This window comes from Aerococcus sp. Group 1 (genome assembly GCF_000193205.1).
Taxonomy (GTDB): Bacteria; Bacillota; Bacilli; order Lactobacillales; family Aerococcaceae; genus Aerococcus; species Aerococcus urinae_A.
In genome coordinates, this window is record NC_015278.1 from 257,657 (window position 1) to 273,019 (window position 15,363).

The 15,363-nt window shown below is 36.8% G+C and carries 18 protein-coding genes; 15 read left to right on the top strand and 3 right to left on the bottom strand.

Features of this window, described 5'->3' with window-relative positions; genetic code table 11:
- Window positions 1-35: 35 nt before the first annotated feature.
- The 4 genes from HMPREF9243_RS01200 to HMPREF9243_RS10165 all read left to right on the top strand — a co-directional run bounded on the left by HMPREF9243_RS01200 (window position 36) and on the right by HMPREF9243_RS10165 (window position 3,729).
- Complete coding sequence (locus tag HMPREF9243_RS01200; RefSeq protein WP_041705812.1) at window positions 36-401, top strand: PTS sugar transporter subunit IIA; 366 nt, start codon at window positions 36-38, stop codon at window positions 399-401.
- A 90-nt stretch (window positions 402-491) separates the two neighbouring features.
- A complete protein-coding gene (locus tag HMPREF9243_RS01205; RefSeq protein WP_013668533.1) occupies window positions 492-779 on the top strand; it encodes a PTS sugar transporter subunit IIB in 288 nt (95 codons plus the stop codon).
- A 45-nt stretch (window positions 780-824) separates the two neighbouring features.
- On the top strand, window positions 825-2,177 hold the full coding sequence (locus HMPREF9243_RS01210; protein ID WP_013669339.1) for a PTS ascorbate transporter subunit IIC: 1,353 nt from the start codon (window positions 825-827) through the stop codon (window positions 2,175-2,177).
- Between the two features lie 125 nt (window positions 2,178-2,302).
- Window positions 2,303-3,729, top strand: a protein-coding gene (locus tag HMPREF9243_RS10165; protein WP_101560582.1) for an IS3 family transposase whose coding sequence is annotated in 2 segments (ribosomal slippage) — window positions 2,303-2,813 and window positions 2,813-3,729 — 1,428 coding nt in all. Because the reading frame shifts where the segments join, the coding sequence is not laid out codon by codon here.
- Window positions 3,730-3,945: 216 nt separating this feature from the next.
- Here the strand turns inward: HMPREF9243_RS10165 and HMPREF9243_RS01225 are convergent.
- Window positions 3,946-4,881: a sugar-binding transcriptional regulator gene (locus tag HMPREF9243_RS01225; RefSeq protein WP_013669839.1), complete on the bottom strand. Its 936-nt coding sequence runs from the start codon at window positions 4,879-4,881 to the stop codon at window positions 3,946-3,948.
- 152 nt (window positions 4,882-5,033) lie between these two features.
- Here HMPREF9243_RS01225 and HMPREF9243_RS01230 point away from each other — a divergent pair, with 152 nt between their 5' ends.
- Genes HMPREF9243_RS01230 through gndA form a run of 5 tightly spaced genes read left to right on the top strand, consistent with a single transcriptional unit; the run spans window position 5,034 to window position 9,448 of the window.
- Window positions 5,034-5,879: a class II fructose-bisphosphate aldolase gene (locus HMPREF9243_RS01230; RefSeq protein ID WP_013669171.1), complete on the top strand. Its 846-nt coding sequence runs from the start codon at window positions 5,034-5,036 to the stop codon at window positions 5,877-5,879.
- Between the two features lie 3 nt (window positions 5,880-5,882).
- Window positions 5,883-6,569 (top strand): triose-phosphate isomerase, encoded by a 687-nt coding sequence (locus HMPREF9243_RS01235; RefSeq protein WP_013669462.1) that lies wholly within the window; start codon window positions 5,883-5,885, stop codon window positions 6,567-6,569.
- 14 nt (window positions 6,570-6,583) lie between these two features.
- Entirely contained in the window at window positions 6,584-7,105 is a 522-nt protein-coding gene (locus HMPREF9243_RS01240; RefSeq protein ID WP_013669634.1) for a YjbQ family protein, read from the top strand.
- 23 nt (window positions 7,106-7,128) lie between these two features.
- Window positions 7,129-7,992 (top strand): L-ribulose-5-phosphate 3-epimerase, encoded by an 864-nt coding sequence (locus tag HMPREF9243_RS01245; RefSeq protein WP_013669376.1) that lies wholly within the window; start codon window positions 7,129-7,131, stop codon window positions 7,990-7,992.
- A 28-nt stretch (window positions 7,993-8,020) separates the two neighbouring features.
- Window positions 8,021-9,448 (top strand): NADP-dependent phosphogluconate dehydrogenase, encoded by a 1,428-nt coding sequence (gndA, locus tag HMPREF9243_RS01250; protein ID WP_013669111.1) that lies wholly within the window; start codon window positions 8,021-8,023, stop codon window positions 9,446-9,448.
- Between the two features lie 129 nt (window positions 9,449-9,577).
- On the opposite strand, the gene HMPREF9243_RS09715 is transcribed toward gndA, so the two are convergent.
- Window positions 9,578-10,042 carry a MurR/RpiR family transcriptional regulator gene (locus HMPREF9243_RS09715; RefSeq protein ID WP_081456596.1) on the bottom strand — a complete coding sequence of 155 codons (465 nt, stop codon included), beginning with the start codon at window positions 10,040-10,042 and terminating at the stop codon, window positions 9,578-9,580.
- A gap of 5 nt (window positions 10,043-10,047) precedes the next feature.
- Entirely contained in the window at window positions 10,048-10,407 is a 360-nt protein-coding gene (locus tag HMPREF9243_RS09720; RefSeq protein ID WP_049776711.1) for a MurR/RpiR family transcriptional regulator, read from the bottom strand.
- Window positions 10,408-10,571: 164 nt separating this feature from the next.
- Here HMPREF9243_RS09720 and HMPREF9243_RS01260 point away from each other — a divergent pair, with 164 nt between their 5' ends.
- From HMPREF9243_RS01260 to HMPREF9243_RS01285, 6 genes are read left to right on the top strand one after another with little or no spacing between them, the layout of a single operon-like run.
- Window positions 10,572-11,201 carry a bifunctional 4-hydroxy-2-oxoglutarate aldolase/2-dehydro-3-deoxy-phosphogluconate aldolase gene (locus HMPREF9243_RS01260; protein ID WP_013668948.1) on the top strand — a complete coding sequence of 210 codons (630 nt, stop codon included), beginning with the start codon at window positions 10,572-10,574 and terminating at the stop codon, window positions 11,199-11,201.
- An 18-nt stretch (window positions 11,202-11,219) separates the two neighbouring features.
- Entirely contained in the window at window positions 11,220-12,203 is a 984-nt protein-coding gene (locus tag HMPREF9243_RS01265) for a D-isomer specific 2-hydroxyacid dehydrogenase family protein (RefSeq protein WP_013668883.1), read from the top strand.
- A gap of 44 nt (window positions 12,204-12,247) precedes the next feature.
- The gene (locus HMPREF9243_RS01270) at window positions 12,248-12,700 is read left to right on the top strand and encodes a hypothetical protein (protein ID WP_141745202.1); all 453 of its coding nucleotides are present in this window, start codon (window positions 12,248-12,250) and stop codon (window positions 12,698-12,700) included.
- The gene (gene gnd / locus HMPREF9243_RS01275) at window positions 12,697-13,596 is read left to right on the top strand and encodes a phosphogluconate dehydrogenase (NAD(+)-dependent, decarboxylating) (protein WP_013669421.1); all 900 of its coding nucleotides are present in this window, start codon (window positions 12,697-12,699) and stop codon (window positions 13,594-13,596) included. Before HMPREF9243_RS01270 ends, gnd begins: the two co-directional genes overlap by 4 nt.
- Before the next feature lie 28 nt (window positions 13,597-13,624).
- Window positions 13,625-14,443, top strand: a complete 819-nt coding sequence (locus HMPREF9243_RS01280) for a PTS sugar transporter subunit IIC (RefSeq protein WP_013668607.1) — start codon at window positions 13,625-13,627, stop codon at window positions 14,441-14,443.
- Between the two features lie 16 nt (window positions 14,444-14,459).
- Window positions 14,460-15,317, top strand: coding sequence for a PTS system mannose/fructose/sorbose family transporter subunit IID (locus HMPREF9243_RS01285; protein ID WP_013669570.1), 858 nt, complete (start codon window positions 14,460-14,462; stop codon window positions 15,315-15,317).
- Window positions 15,318-15,363 lie beyond the last annotated feature (46 nt).

Consider the following 15,363-nt stretch of genomic DNA (forward strand, 5'->3'; position numbering starts at 1 on the left):
TTCTATAATGCGGTGTATTGGAAAAAGGTGAAGGAATGCTTACAGATTTAATAACTGAAGAAACAGTACAAATTATAGATAAAAAGGTTAATTGGAAGGAAGCTTTTGAAATATTAGCTGCCCCTTTAGTTAAAAATGGGTCTATTGAGCCAAGGTATATCGATGCGATGATTAATCGGATTGAAGAATTAGGTCCCTTTATTAATTTAGGTAAGGGGATTGCAATCCCACATGCTAGACCTGAAGATGGGGTAACCAAAAAAGCAATGGGCTTGCTAGTGCTGAAAGAGCCAATTTATTTACTTGATCGTGATGATCAAAAGATCGACGTATTATTTTTAATTGCGGCAACCGATAATGAAAGCCATCTTGAAGCATTGCAGGAATTAACCATTTTTTAAGAGATGATGAAAATATCTCGAAATTAAAGAAAATTGAAAATTATAGTGATTTTAAAAATATTGTAAGTGAAGCAAAAGGAGAATGATATTATGTTAAGAATTATGGCAGTTTGTGGATCAGGACTTGGAACGAGTTTTATGGTTGAAATGAATATTCAATCGATTCTTAAGGACTTAGGAGTTGCTGATCAGGTAACAGTTTCTCATACTGATTTGGGTAATGCGTCTGCTGGCGATGCCGATGTGTGGATCGCAGGTAAGGACTTAGAAAATTCCGTGCAACACCTAGGTGATGTTCGTATTTTGAACAGCATTATTGATATGGATGAATTAAGAACAGTTATCGAACAAGTCATTGAAGAAAAAGGGATAAAATAGTAGTTAATTTATTAATAATAAATACTTAATGATAGGAGTAGAAAAATGAATAATGCATTACAAGTTATCATTGATATAGTCAGTACTCCGGCTATTTTAGTGGCGCTGATTGCTGTTTTAGGTAATATTTTACAAGGCAAATCAGCTACAGACGTAGTGGTCGGTGGTATTAAGACATTTGTTGGTTTCTTAATTGTTACAGCGGGAGCTGGCGTCATTGAATCTTCCATTGTTCCATTTGGGGACTTATTCCAACATGCCTTCAATATGCAAGGTGTTGTTCCAAATAATGAAGCTATTATTTCAGTTGCTTTACAAAATTACGGAACCAATACCGCTTTAATTATGTTGGCGGGGATGATTTTCAATATTTTAATTGCTCGCTTTACTCGTTTTAAATATATTTTCTTAACCGGTCATCATACCTTATATCTGGCATGTATGATTGCTATTATTATGACTGTTGCCGGCTTTAGTACAATGCCTTTAATTTTATTAGGTGGTTTAGCTTTAGGGATTGTTATGGCACTATCTCCAGCCATTGTACAAAAATATATTGTTCAATTAACTGGAAATGATAATGTTGCTTTAGGTCACTTTAGTTCTACTGGATATTGGTTAAGTGGTTTCATTGGAGAAAAATTTGGTGATAAATCAAAATCTACCGAAGATATTAACTTCCCAAAGAGTTTAGCCTTCTTACGTGATAGTACAGTAAGTATTGCTTTATCTATGATGATCTTCTATATCGTAGTTTCTTTATTTGCTGATTCTTCCTGGGTAATGGAAAATCTTAGCGATGGTAAAAACCCTTATGTTTGGTCTGTGATTCAAGGTGGTACTTTTGCTGCTGGTGTTTCTGTAATCTTATCTGGTGTCCGTATGATTCTTAATGAAATTGTTCCTGCCTTCAAGGGTATTTCAGAGAAACTCGTTCCAAATTCAAAACCAGCTTTGGACTGCCCTATTGTATATCCATATGCTCCAAATGCTGTTTTAATCGGTTTTGTATCTAGTTTTGCTGGTGGACTTTTAAGTATGGCACTCATGATTATTACTGGTACAACAGTTGTCTTACCAGGCGTTGTGCCTCACTTCTTCTGTGGTGCTACATCAGGTGTATTAGGCAATGCATCAGGTGGGGTCCGTGGAGCAGTTTTAGGTTCCTTTATTCAAGGTATTTTAATTAGTTACTTACCAATCTTCTTAATGCCTGTCCTAGGAGACTTAGGATTCGCTGGGTCTACATTCTCAGATGCAGACTTTGGTGTTTCTGGTATCTTCTTAGGTAACTTAGCAAACCATGGTGGAACAACTGCAGTTACAATTGGTATCTTTGCAGTTCTAGCTCTAATGTTTGTGATTACATATATGACTAAGAATAAAGAAAAAGCATAATATAAATTTTTAAAAGCAGTATTTTATTTCTGTAATTCTATAGTTAAAAACAGTCGAGACATATTATCGTTTTGTAGTGACCCCCAAAAGTTGGACTAAGAATTCAACTTTTGGGGGTTATTTTTATGTCTAAATATTCATTAGAATTTAAACTGAATTTAGTAGGAGACTATATTGCGAAAAAAGGAAGTTATCGAACCTTAGCTAATAAAGCAGGAATAGATCCTTCTATTTTACGAAGGTGGGTTAATAACTATTATGAATTTGGTGTAGATGGTTTAAAGAAAAGGCGGACTCAACAGGTTTATACTGTTGAATTCAAATTAAATGCGATAGAATTGTATGAAAGTACGGAAATGAGTTATCGCGAATTGGCCAATTCATTAAACATGAATAATCCAAGTCTAATCGCTAATTGGCGAAGAGCTTATCATGAAAGAGGACTTGATGGCCTTTCCGCGAGGAAAGGAAGGCCACCTAAAGTGTCTAAAAAGAAATCACAAATCAATCAAATAAAGGATAGCAGCGAAACCAATCAGTTAAGTGAAGCAAAAATAAAGGAACTTGAACAACGGATTACGGATTTAGAAATTGAGAACAAATTTTTAAAAGGATTGAGGAGACGTGTGGCTCAAAGAGTCAAGCGAGAAAAGAAGAAATAGTGACCGAAATCACACGTCTCCATGATGAAAAATATGCTTTAAAAGATATTCTTAGCGTTTTAAAGTTTCCTAAATCGACCTACTTTTATTGGAAAAATAAAGATGAGGAAATTGATAAGGATGCCGATTTAAAAGAGGAAATGAAAGACATCAGAGAAACCCATAAGGATTATGGTTATCGAAGAATGCGAGCTGAACTGCTTTCCCGTGGTTATAAGGTCAGTAAAAACAAAGTTCAACGCCTAATGAAAATTATGGGGATACAGGTCACTAGCTATACTAGAAAGACAAGAAAATATAATTCCTACAAAGGAACGATTGGAGAGATAGCGCCAAATCGTATCAACCGGCGGTTTGATTCGACCATTCCTTATCAAAAAATAACAACAGACACAACAGAATTTAAATACTACTATGCCGATGATTCTGGGAATTATCAAACTGGAAAACTCTATTTAGATCCTTACATGGATCTATTTAATCGAGAAATTATTTCTTTTAAGATAACACATCAGCCTAATGGACAAAGCATGTTGGAGGGGCTACAAGCTGCCATTGAAGCAAGTAAATTATGTCCATACAGAAGAACCTTTCATTCTGATCAGGGCTGGGCCTATCAAATGAAAAGTTACACCCGGCTCTTGAAGGATCACCGAATTTTTCAAAGTATGTCTCGTAAAGGAAATTGCTTAGATAATTCGCCAATGGAGAATTTCTTTAGTCTACTAAAACAAGAAGTCTACTATGGTCGGACTTATCATTCCTTTGAAGAATTAGCACAAGCGATTGAAGATTTTATAATCTATTACAATGGTGAAAGAATCAAAGAAAAATTAGATTTTAGGAGTCCTATAGAATTTCGTCTTCATCACGCTTCTTTCGCCGCTTAATGATTACACATAAACTTTAAACTTATCAAGAGCCGCTACGCTCTTCCTCTTGACAAGTTTAAATTTCTGAGTAAATGTGTCGGCAAGAAATAAGCAAGAACTGTAAGCAACAAAAAGAGCTGGCCAAAGGCCAACTCACTATATATAAAGTCCAACTTATTGGGGTCACCATATTTCGACTGTTTTTTATGGGAATTATTTTTCCCATTCTACTTCTCACTCCATGATCCCTTCCGCTAGTTCACTATCTATAATTAAATCGGTCACCAGTTTAGGCTGCTGAAGAATAGCTTTAAGACTTGCAATTTTTTCCTTACCACTTGCTAAAAGTATAGTTTGAGGAATAGCTTGAAGGTCTTTTATTTTGAGTCCAATCATTTTTTCAGCTAAGGAAATTTGAACTGGTTTGCCCTTGGAATCATAAAAAGAGGCTAAGATATCGCCTACTGCACCTGATTGTTGAATTTGCTTAGCTTCTTCATTGGAGATATATCCTAATTGGCGGATTGTAGAATCACTTGTGGGATTTCCGATACTTACAATGGCGACGTCAACATCCTTTCCTTTTTGCATAACTGATCTTACCAATTCTGAAGAAGAGAAGGCTTGGTAAACAGTTGGGTTTTCTGCAATAGCTGGTGCATAAAAATAAGTGGGTTCGCAATGGTATTTTTCAGCCAATTGAAAAGCCAAATGGTTAGAATGATATTTTATATCATTGATGCCAATACCTCCTATTAAAGGAACTACACTATGAATCGGGGTGTCGATATAACTTGCTGCTTGCACGTATTCATAAACCGTTGTCCCCCAGCCAATCCCTATGTTGCGATAAAGTTGCATGTTCTTTTGGACAAGATCACTGCATAGTTGCCCAATAGCCTCTTTAACATGGTTGGAATTGTTTTTACTTGGAACAATAAAAACCTTATTCAATCCATAGCTTTCTTCAATTGTTTCACTTAGTTTGGTGAATGAGGGCATCTTATGTTGGATAGAAATGCGGACAATACCACTCTCTTTGGCTTCTTTTAGGAATTTAGCCACAGTAGGACGTGAAATCCCTAGTTCTTCGGCAATTTGTGTTTGTGTTTTTTCCTTTTCGTAGTAGAGAATAGCAGTTTGTAAAATCAAATCTTTGCGGTCGTACATGGTTCAACCCTTTCTATTTGACAATTGATTCTTTCTTTAATTTTATCAAATGTAAAATATATTATCAATTGTAAATCGTTTGTTGACTAAAGTGAGATGAAACGCTTACAATACAAGTGAGAATTGAATTTATAGAAAAGGAGTTAGACAATATGAAGGTTGATTCAAAAGAACTATTACTTGACGCTAAGAAAAAGGGCTACGCCATCCCGGCTCCTAACTTTATTGACCTGGATTCAGGGCGTGCTTATGTTGAAGTGGCAGAGAAGCGTGGCCTCCCAGTGATTTTATCCTATGCTCAAAAGCATATTGATATTATGTCTTTGGAAGAAGCCGCTTTAATTGGTAATTTCCTGGCTGAAAAGGCTAATGTTCCTGTGGTGCTCCACCTAGACCACGGTTTTGATAAAGACTTTATCTTTAAGGCGATTGATTTAGGCTTTTCTGCAGCCATGATTGATGCTTCGGAAGCCAGCTTTGACGATAATGTCAAAATAACTAAAGAAGTGGTTGACTATGCCCATAAATATAATGTTCCCGTCGAAGCTGAATTGGGTCACGTGGGCGCTAACGACTTGTCCGAAGCTCGTGCTCTAACGGATTCAGTCTATACCGAGGCCAAAGATGTGGTCCGCTTTGTTGAGGCAACAGGTGTTGATTCCTTAGCGGTTTCAATTGGTACTGCACATGGTGTTTATTCAGGGAACCCAGAAATTAACTTTGACCGCCTAGAGGAGATCAACCAAGCCACCGATATTCCTTTAGTTCTACATGGGGGCTCTTCCTCAGGTGATGAGAACTTAAAGAAATGTGCGCAAAAAGGGGTCGCTAAAATCAACATTTACACAGATTTCATTGTAGCGGCTTATGAAGCCATTAAAAAAGAAAAACTTGCAGGCTATGTGGAACTGAAGAAGACTGCTGATCAAGGCATGAAAGAAGTTCTTGACCATTATTATGATGTCTTTGAAACCGATCATTATAAGGAAGGAAAATAATCCATGGCTAAAACACAAGTAAAGTCTCCATTTTTCATTTTTAATCCCAAATCATTCTTATACGGCGAGGAACTTTTAGAACTGGCTAAAGTAGCTGACCAAGAAGCCGAAAAGCACCCAGAAATTTCAGTATTTGTGACTTGCCCTTATGCTGATCTCGCGGCAGTTTCCCAAGCTACGGAACATATTATTGTCTCCGCCCAACACCTGGACGGTATTGAAGCTGGGAGGGGAATGGGGAAAGTCCTCCCTGAGTCCCTCCAAGCCGCTGGGGCCAGAGCGACTTTCTTAAATCACGCTGAGAATGCCATGACAATGGCCGAGATTGTCCAAGCCGTTCAACGGGCAGATGACTTAGATATTATTACCATAGTTTGTGCGGATTCCATGAAAGAAGCCCAGGCTCTAGCTACCCTACATCCTGACATTATTCTCTGTGAACCGACTGAGTTAATTGGGACAGGCCAAACTTCTGATGCTTCCTATATTGAATCAACTAATGAAGCTATAAAAGCCATTGATGAGAATATCCTAGTCATGCAAGCTGCGGGGATTTCAACCGCTGATGACGTCTACCGCACCATTGAAATGGGAGCGGACGGTACTGGTTGTACGAGTGGGATTACTAAGGCTGACAATTCCAAGCAAATGTTAAAAGATATGATCCAAGCGGCTGCCAAAACTAAATAGAAAGGAAGAGTAAGATGACTGTTTATAAAGAAACTATTAAAGTCCAATCAACTGGAGGGCAACCCACCTATGTTAACATCAGTGCCCAAGTGCGCCAAGCCATTGAAAACAGTGGTGTTCAAAATGGCATTTGTGCAGTGATTTCTCCTCATACCACTTGTTCAGTCTTTTATGAAGAGTATGCTCATGATATGACTGATGATGGGATTGAATCTCTGCAAGCTGATTTTAATAATGTCTTAGAGAAGATTATTCCCTACCATACCAGTGCTGATACCTATATTTATCCAGGTGAGGAACATTATCAAGCGGTTGCTTCTTGGCCTAACGCAAAAGATTACTTGCCTAATAATTCACCATCAGACTTATGGAATGGTGATGCTCACTTAAAGGCGACCTTGATTGGATCTAGTCAAGTGTTTGATGTGGATGAAGGCAAATTAGGAGTGGGCTCAACTGGCCATATCTACTTTGCTGATTTTGATTGTGCAAGACCACGTAAGAGAAAATGTGTGATTACAGTGATGGGTGAATAATTATATAGCAGGAAGTGGTCAAAATGGGTGCTCCTTATCGTTTAGCCTTATATGAAAAAGCTTTACCAGACCATTTTAATTTAAAGGAAAAGCTAATTCTCGCTAAAGACATGGGCTATGATAGTTTAGAGATATGTATTGATATGAATGAACAACGTCAAGACCGTTTAAATTGGACAGATGAGACTTGGCAAAAGTTAAAAGAATTTTGTGAAGATGAAAAAATTGTCTTATACTCCTTATCACTCAGTGCTTTAAGAGGATGTCCTCTAGGGAGTAACGATAAAGAAAAAGTAATAAAAGCCTTTACAATGCTAGAGAAAGCTTTATCTATTGCTAGCCATTTAGATATCACTACCATATTAGTGAATGCTTATGATGTCTATGAGGAAGAATCGACTGAAGAAACCCAGCAACGGTTTATTCAAAATATGAAGTATTTTTCTACACTTGCAGGTGATAATCAAGTTGTGATAGCTATCGAAAATGCAGAAATGCCTTTTGCTGATACGGGGGCTAAAGTCAATCGCTTAGTAGAGAAGATTGGATCCCAGTGGGTGCAAATTTATTATGACTTTGCTAATACCTTCAACGCTTTAGAGGCGAATAAAAAACTCATTCGAAATGATTTTGAATGCTGTAAAAACCAGATTAGACGTTGTCATTTAAAGGACTCTTTACCCGGCGATTACCGTCATGTTCCTTATGGAAAAGGACATGTAGATTTTGAGATGATAGCTGAATTATTGGCAGAAAATAGCATTAGTGAATTTACAGCAGAGCTATTTTGTCCACAAGGAGGTAACTGGGAGAGTTATAGTCGCGGGGCTAATGTCTTTTTAAGAAGTTATTTAGATGTAGCTTTTAATAAAAGAAATCGAAAATAAAATCAGGAAAATCATAGAGGTGAATAAGATGCAAGCGGAAGTTGGAGTAATTGGACTAGGGGTTATGGGCTATGGATTTGCTATGAATTTATTAGATTATGATTATCGTGTGGCTATTGTAAACTGGGAAAAGGAAGTGACTCAGAAAGTTTCTAGAGAGAATGAAGACAAGCCATTAATTGCTACTTATTCTTTAGAAGAATTTGTTACTAAACTCGAGCGACCTAGAAAAATAATAATGATGGTCAAAGCAGGAGAAGCAACGGATAACACTATTAATCATTTACTACCACTTTTGAATGAGGGAGACGTTCTTGTTAATGGCGGTAATACTTATTTTAGAGAGACTGAAGCCACTGAAGAAAAAGTGAAAACATATGGTATACATTATATTGGCATGGGCGTTTCGGGTGGTGAAGAAGGCGCTCGCTATGGCGCTGCATTGATGCCTGGTGGTAGCCAAAGGGGTTATGAACTTTGTCAAATGCAATTAGAAGCTTTAGCAGCTAAGGCTCCCCAAGATGGAGAACCTTGTGTTGCTTACATGGGTGAAGGTGGCGCGGGACACTTTACAAAAATGATTCATAACGGAATTGAATATAGTGATAGTCAATTAATTGCAGAAGGTTACTGGTTACTCCGTTACTATTTGAAATTACCGGTTAATGAAATTGCAGATCTTTTCCGTGAATGGGATAAGGGAGAATTAAAAAGTTATTTAATAGGGATAACCGCTAATATTTTAGATCAATATGATGAAGATGGTAGTCCGATGATTGATGTTATCCTAGATGCTGCTCGCTCAAAAGGAACTGGTAAGTGGGCCTCACAAACCGCTTTAGATATGGGACAACCCCTTACAGTTGTCACCGAGGCCGTTTTTATGCGTTATGTTTCAGAGCTCAAACAGCAACGTTTAAAGGCAGCCAATATCTTAAGTGGGCCACAAGTTCAATTCGATGGTGATAAAGGAAAATACATTGAAAAAATTAGACAAACCCTATATTTTGCTAAGATTATTTCCTATGCTCAAGGCTTTTCCGCTTATCAGCTAGCAGATGAATCTTATGGGTATGAGCTTAATCCTAAGGAAATTGCTAAAATATTCCGTGCTGGCTGCGTAATTCAGGCGGAACTATTAGATAAAATAGCCCATGCTTATGAACGGACAAGTGATTTGGAAAATATTTTATTGGATGATTATTTTGCTAGTGTAACGAATGAATATCAGACAGCAATTCGACAAGTAGTTAGTGATGCAATCATGAATGGCTTTTCAGTAAATGCTATGGCATCAGCTATTGGTTACTTTGATAGCTACCGTAATGAGAATGTATCTGCTAATATGGTCCAAGCACAACGCGATTACTTCGGTGCTCATAGCTATCAGAGACGTGACAAAGAAGGTAATTATCACTATCACTGGGACGAGGCTAGAGAAGAGAGACTATCATAATTTCAAAAAGAAAATCACTATGAAACTAAGCTATCACTTTGTACTTGAAAAGTAAAAGGAAAGAGAAACTTAGTTAAGTAGTGATTTTTTAATTGTTTTTTGCGTCATTAATGATTTTTAAGCTCCGATCTATAGTGTTTTTTCTTCCTTAGCATTGTCGGCAATAATATTGACATAAAGAATATCTAAGAGTGTTGAATAAACTACTCGCGACGATAAATATTCGTTACGATATAGAGAATCTTCTATATATATAATTAAACTTTCATTGGCCAAGGCGATTAAATCTGAATCTGGGTTGCTAGTCATCACAACTATGTTAGCCCCCTGTTTACGACAGTGTTTGGCTATATTGAGGGTTTCTGGAGTTTTTCCGGAATGGGAGAATAGAAAGACACAGTCCTTAGAACTCAGTTTCATGGAATAAACCAGTTGCATATTGTAATCGAAAATATAATTACAGCTAAATGAGCTATGAATAAATTTGTGATAACCATCCAAGGCGACAATATTTGATCCTCCTTGGCCAAAAAAATGTAGAGTTTTGGATTGTTTAATCAGCTTAATAATATGATCGAGCTGATTTTCCTCCACGGTATCTAAGGCATTTTTAGGTTAAAAACATTAGCGGCGATAACCTTTTCCCCAACTTCTAGGGGAGAGTCTGAATTGCTTATTTTATGTTGATTTAATATATCTTGGTCATTAATTGTTTTATCTTCTTCAATATTTTGAGCAACGAAATATTTAAACTCTTGAAAGCCTTTGAAATTTAATTTTTTGACGAACTGAAAAACGGAGGATTGGGAGACACCAATCTTTTTAGCTAACTCAGATATGGTCATATTCAGCAATTGCTCATTGCTATGGGTCGTAAGAAATGTTGCAATCTTCTTTTCTGTTTGACTCAAATGTTGAAGATGAGTTTTTATTCTTTTTCTAAAGGCAAGGTTTTTCATTGAGCGTACTCCTCTAGCATTTTAATTATCAAAATTAATTATAACTCAAATGAGAAATAAAAAAAATTTATTTAAAACGTTTACAATAAAAAATATTCTGTATAATGATTATGTAAGCGTATACATGTATAGTCTTTCTATAAGAAGAACAGGGGTAATATTTTATGAGTAGTGAAAGCATTGTTGAGCAACTAGGGGAAGAGCAACTCCTACCTTTATATACAGTTAATGATATGAATTTTCTAGATAAGATGTCAGAAATATTACTTGCTAATAATCTACATTTTATCGAAATTACCTACCGTAGCCAACTCGCTTCTCAAGCGATTAAGTATTTGTCTGAAGCTAAACAGTTAATTGTTGGAGCTGGAACGGTACGTACTTTAGATCAAGCCAAAGACGCTATTGACAATGGGGCGGAATTTATTGTTACACCAGGTTTTTCAGATAGAGTTGTTGAATATTGTTTAAATAAAGACATTCCAATTGTTCCGGGTGCGGTAACTCCTTCTGAAATAATGAGAGCCCAAAATTATGGCATTGACATTGTGAAATTTTTCCCGGCAAATGTTTATGGTGGCTTAGATGCAATCAAAGCATTAAGTGGTCCTTTTTATGACATGAAATTTGTACCAACTGGAGGCGTTAACTCTAACAACTACCAAGAATTTCTTAGTTGTCCCAATATCTTTGCTGTGGGTGGTTCCTTTATTATTTCGGAAAAAGAAATAGCAAAAGATAATGGTCAATCAGCTAATCAAGCATTAAATCATTTAGTGACACAATTAAATTAGAAAAGGTAGGTATGTGTGATGACAGATTATAAAATAGCATTGGTTAATTCCAGTAGTTTCGGTAAATGGTTTCCAGAGCATATTGAAGCTTTAGAAAAAATTGGACCAGTGGACTCCTTCCGCTTTGATAATGACATTGATGGGAAAAGTCTAGCTGAGAAATTACATGGTTATAATTTAATCATTTCTTCTGTAACTCCTTTCTTTACTAAAGAATTCTTTGAAAATAAAGATGAATTACTCATTATTTCTAGACATGGTATTGGTTATAACAATATTGATCTTGATGCAGCCAAGGAACACGGTACTTTGGTAACTATAGTTCCTCCTTTAGTTGAAAGAGACACAGTGGCAGAAAATGCTGTTGCTCAATTATTAGCGCTCGTAAGACAAACTCTACCAGCGGCTCAAGCGGCTAAAGATAACAAATGGAAAGATCGCGCTCAGTTTATGGGACATGAACTTTCTGGAAAAAATGTAGGGGTTATCGGCTGTGGAAATATTGGTAGCCGAGTTGCTGAAATCTTAAAATATGGCTTTAACGCTAATCTCTATGTATGTGACCCCAAGGTAGATCCAGAATGGGTTGAGAAACATGGGGCAAAAGTCGTTGAGTTAGATGAATTATTAGCGAAAGCAGATATTATTTCCTTAAATGCTTCTCTTGATGAAGATAGCTACCATATCTTAAATGAAGAAGCCTTTTCAAAAATGAAAAAGGGCGTTTACATTACTAATACTGCTCGTGGGGCCCTGGTTGATGAAGAGGCAGTGATTGACGCTATCGAAGCAGGTATTGTACTTGGTTTAGCTACAGATGTGATGGAAGAAGAACCTGCTGATAATTCTCATCCATACTTTTCTAATGACAAGATCTTAGTAACCCCTCACATTTCAGCCTACACTTATGAATGTATTAAAGGCATGGGAGATAAATGTGTGGATGATATTCAAAAGGTTGTCAACGGAGAAGAACCTGGAGGCATCGTTTCACCAAAATAATGAATGATGATGTACTAATTTATTATGATCAGAAAAAGGGCTGGATGACAGTTTTTATTTATAGTCTATTTTTGCTAGCCTTGATATTACTGTTACTTTATTTCTCACTAAATCTATGGGTTAAAGCTTTAATAGCCTTTCTTTGCCTACTATTGGTCATTGTGATGTGTTTAATTATTAAACAAATTTTAGAGCATAAGCCCTTGTATCGGATTAATGATTCTTATATAGAAGATTGTAAAGAAGATCGACGCATTTACTATAAAGATGCTATCCAGCTTCAATTGGCGCCACAAAATAATTTTTTAACGATTTCGATAATCGCTAATAAAACTAATGATTATCAAACAATTTCTATTAGTGGATTTCATTTTAGAACAAAATTAATTAAACAGTATTGGCAGACACTAAAGCGTAAAGCCAGTCTTACTAATCCGAAAATTAAGATTAATGAATATCAGACATTAGAGAAAAAATTTGATAGGAGAAGAAAATGAAAATAGGAATGATTGGACTAGGCAAAATGGGAGCCAGTCTTGCAGAAAATATGAGCAACCACGGCGTGGAGGTTCTCGGTTATGATCAAAACCCAGGCAATCCGGGTTTGACACATGATAAGTTTACTAGGGTTACAAATTTAGATGAAATGATTGCTGGTTTATCTAAGCCGCGAGTAGTTTGGTTATTAGTTCCCGCTGGAGATATTACTAATTCAGTAATTGATGAAGTTAGTCAAAAGCTTGATCCAGGAGACCTTATCATTGATGGTGGCAATTCTTTCTTTAAAGATTCCATAGCTAATTATGAAAAACTAAAAGAGGATAATATTTATTTTCTTGATTGTGGGACTTCTGGCGGCATGTCGGGAGCCCTAAATGGCGGTAATTTTATGATTGGTGGCGATCAAGAAGCCTTTAAGATTGTTGAGCCTGTATTTGAAAAAATATCTTGGGAGGGTGGCTACCTATATACGGGGAAAGCCGGTAGTGGGCATTATCTCAAAATGATTCATAATGGGATTGAATATGGCATGATGGCTGCTATTGGCGAAGGTTTTGATGTTTTAGAACATTCTCAATATGAGTATGATTATGAAGCGGTTGCTAATTTGTGGAATAATGGCTCAGTTATTCGTTCCTGGTTAATGGAATTAGCAGCAGATGCCTTTAAGAAGGATGCTAAGCTCGAAGGAATTGAAGGTGTCATGTATTCATCTGGGGAAGGTAAATGGACTGTAGAAGAAGCTTTAGACTTACAGGTTTCAATTCCAGTAATTACTTCATCTCTAATGTCTCGCTACCGCTCATTAGAGTCAGATACCTTTAATGGTAAAGTTGTCTCTGCATTACGCAATAGCTTTGGAGGCCATGCTATGAAGAAAAAAGAAAATTAAAAATTAGTTATTTAAAGGAGGATGACATATGGATGTTACTGTAAGTATGTGGCAAGCCTTGGCAATTGCAGTTTGGGTGGCCATGGTTATGTCACGTTCAATTTTAGGTGGTGCCACGTTAACCCTTAGGTTCTCACCACTGATGACAGGTTTTGTGGTTGGTTTAGTATTTGGTAATGTTGCTGATGCGATGGTGATTACAGCAGCTATTCAATTAATTTACATGGGGGTATTCTCACCAGGTGGGCAAATGCCATCAGAACCATGTATTGCTGCAGCAATTGCTGTACCTGTAGCATTGCTAAGTGGTATGGGCCCTGAAGCGACTGTTGGTATTGCTGTTCCAGTCGGATTATTAGGTTCTTATTTATATCAATTTAGATTCTTTGTTAATACCTTTATTGCGCGGTCATTTATGGATAATGCTGCAAAAGAAGCAGATAGCCGTAAATTAACAATTTCTATTATTTGGTTACCAACTTTAGTATCGTTCTTAATTTTTGTACCTTTTATGTTTATTGCATTGTATCTCGGCACTCCGTTAATTGCATCATTCGTTGAATCAGCATCAGGTACAATTATTTTCCATATCTTAGAAGTTATCGGTGGCGGTTTAGCAGCCATTGGTATTGCTGTGACAGTTTATGTTATCGGTAAGAAAAATTATATTCCTTTCTTCCTCTTGGCTTATTTCATGGCAGTAATGTTCAGTTCCTTAGAGATTACCATGGTTACTTATGCGATTTTGGGTGCTTTAATTGCCTATATCTTCGTAATGGCCCAAGGAAGCTCAACCGCAGGTATGGTTTCAGGTTCAAGCGCTGACGAAGATGATGATGACTATTAAGAAGGAGAAGATTGCTATGAATGAAATTAGAAAAGATAGTGCATTAGCTCCAGAAGTGATTACTGCAAAAGATGTTAATAAAGCATGGACACGATTTTATTTTGCTAATGAAATTCCCCATTCTTTTGACCGTTATATCTCTGGTGCGTTAATGTGGGGCTTAATGCCAATTTTGAAAAAATTATATAAAGATAAAGATGAACTTTCGGCAGCTTATCAACGCCACCTATTGTTCTTCAACACCCAGTTATCCTGGGGTGGCGGTACCATTACTGGTATCATGGCTTCAATGGAACAAGTTCGGGCTCAAGAGGTACACAATGGCGAAGAAATTACTGTATCCGATGACTTATTATATAACACAAAAGCAGGGCTAATGGGAGCCTTAGCGGGTATCGGAGACTCGATTGATTCGGGAACTATTCAGTATATTTTCATCGCTATTGGTCTTCCTTGGGCACAACAAGGGTCCGGGCTAGGGGCTCTGATTCCATTTATCTGTTTTGCTACTTATCAATACTTAATTGGTGCTTACTTTGCTCAAATGGGCTTTAAGCTAGGATGCTCAGCTGCTTCAGAAGTGATGGGCTCCTCTATGCAAAAAATCATTAACGGCCTGTCAATATTAGGATTGTTTATGATGGGGATTTTAGCAGGTAATTATGTAAAGGTTTCTTCAAGTTTACAGTTTACTCTTTCTGGAAAAGAGTTTGTTATTCAGGATATCTTAGATGGTATTTTACCAGGTCTATTACCTTTACTTACCGTAGCAGGAGTCTATTTCTACTTCCTTAAAAAAGAATTTAATGTGACAAAAGCTCTAATCGGACTGACTGTAATATTAGGTGTGCTAGCTGCGGTTGGTATACTTTAGGAGAAGTTATCTTATTTGTTTAAATATAATGATCAGGAGGAGATTA

Excerpts from the sequence above, each read along its gene's own strand:
- HMPREF9243_RS01235 (WP_013669462.1), top strand. The coding sequence starts at position 5,883 with ATGGCTAAAACACAAGTAAAGTCTCCATTTTTCATTTTTAATCCCAAA.
- gndA (WP_013669111.1), top strand. The coding sequence starts at position 8,021 with ATGCAAGCGGAAGTTGGAGTAATTGGACTAGGGGTTATGGGCTATGGA.
- HMPREF9243_RS01260 (WP_013668948.1), top strand. The coding sequence starts at position 10,572 with ATGAGTAGTGAAAGCATTGTTGAGCAACTAGGGGAAGAGCAACTCCTA.
- HMPREF9243_RS01265 (WP_013668883.1), top strand. The coding sequence starts at position 11,220 with ATGACAGATTATAAAATAGCATTGGTTAATTCCAGTAGTTTCGGTAAA.
- HMPREF9243_RS01225 (WP_013669839.1), bottom strand. The coding sequence starts at position 4,881 with ATGTACGACCGCAAAGATTTGATTTTACAAACTGCTATTCTCTACTAC.
- HMPREF9243_RS01230 (WP_013669171.1), top strand. The coding sequence starts at position 5,034 with ATGAAGGTTGATTCAAAAGAACTATTACTTGACGCTAAGAAAAAGGGC.
- HMPREF9243_RS01285 (WP_013669570.1), top strand. The coding sequence starts at position 14,460 with ATGAATGAAATTAGAAAAGATAGTGCATTAGCTCCAGAAGTGATTACT.
- HMPREF9243_RS01200 (WP_041705812.1), top strand. The coding sequence starts at position 36 with ATGCTTACAGATTTAATAACTGAAGAAACAGTACAAATTATAGATAAA.
- HMPREF9243_RS01240 (WP_013669634.1), top strand. The coding sequence starts at position 6,584 with ATGACTGTTTATAAAGAAACTATTAAAGTCCAATCAACTGGAGGGCAA.
- HMPREF9243_RS01280 (WP_013668607.1), top strand. The coding sequence starts at position 13,625 with ATGGATGTTACTGTAAGTATGTGGCAAGCCTTGGCAATTGCAGTTTGG.
- HMPREF9243_RS01270 (WP_141745202.1), top strand. The coding sequence starts at position 12,248 with ATGACAGTTTTTATTTATAGTCTATTTTTGCTAGCCTTGATATTACTG.
- HMPREF9243_RS01210 (WP_013669339.1), top strand. The coding sequence starts at position 825 with ATGAATAATGCATTACAAGTTATCATTGATATAGTCAGTACTCCGGCT.
- HMPREF9243_RS09720 (WP_049776711.1), bottom strand. The coding sequence starts at position 10,407 with ATGAAAAACCTTGCCTTTAGAAAAAGAATAAAAACTCATCTTCAACAT.
- gnd (WP_013669421.1), top strand. The coding sequence starts at position 12,697 with ATGAAAATAGGAATGATTGGACTAGGCAAAATGGGAGCCAGTCTTGCA.
- HMPREF9243_RS01205 (WP_013668533.1), top strand. The coding sequence starts at position 492 with ATGTTAAGAATTATGGCAGTTTGTGGATCAGGACTTGGAACGAGTTTT.
- HMPREF9243_RS01245 (WP_013669376.1), top strand. The coding sequence starts at position 7,129 with ATGGGTGCTCCTTATCGTTTAGCCTTATATGAAAAAGCTTTACCAGAC.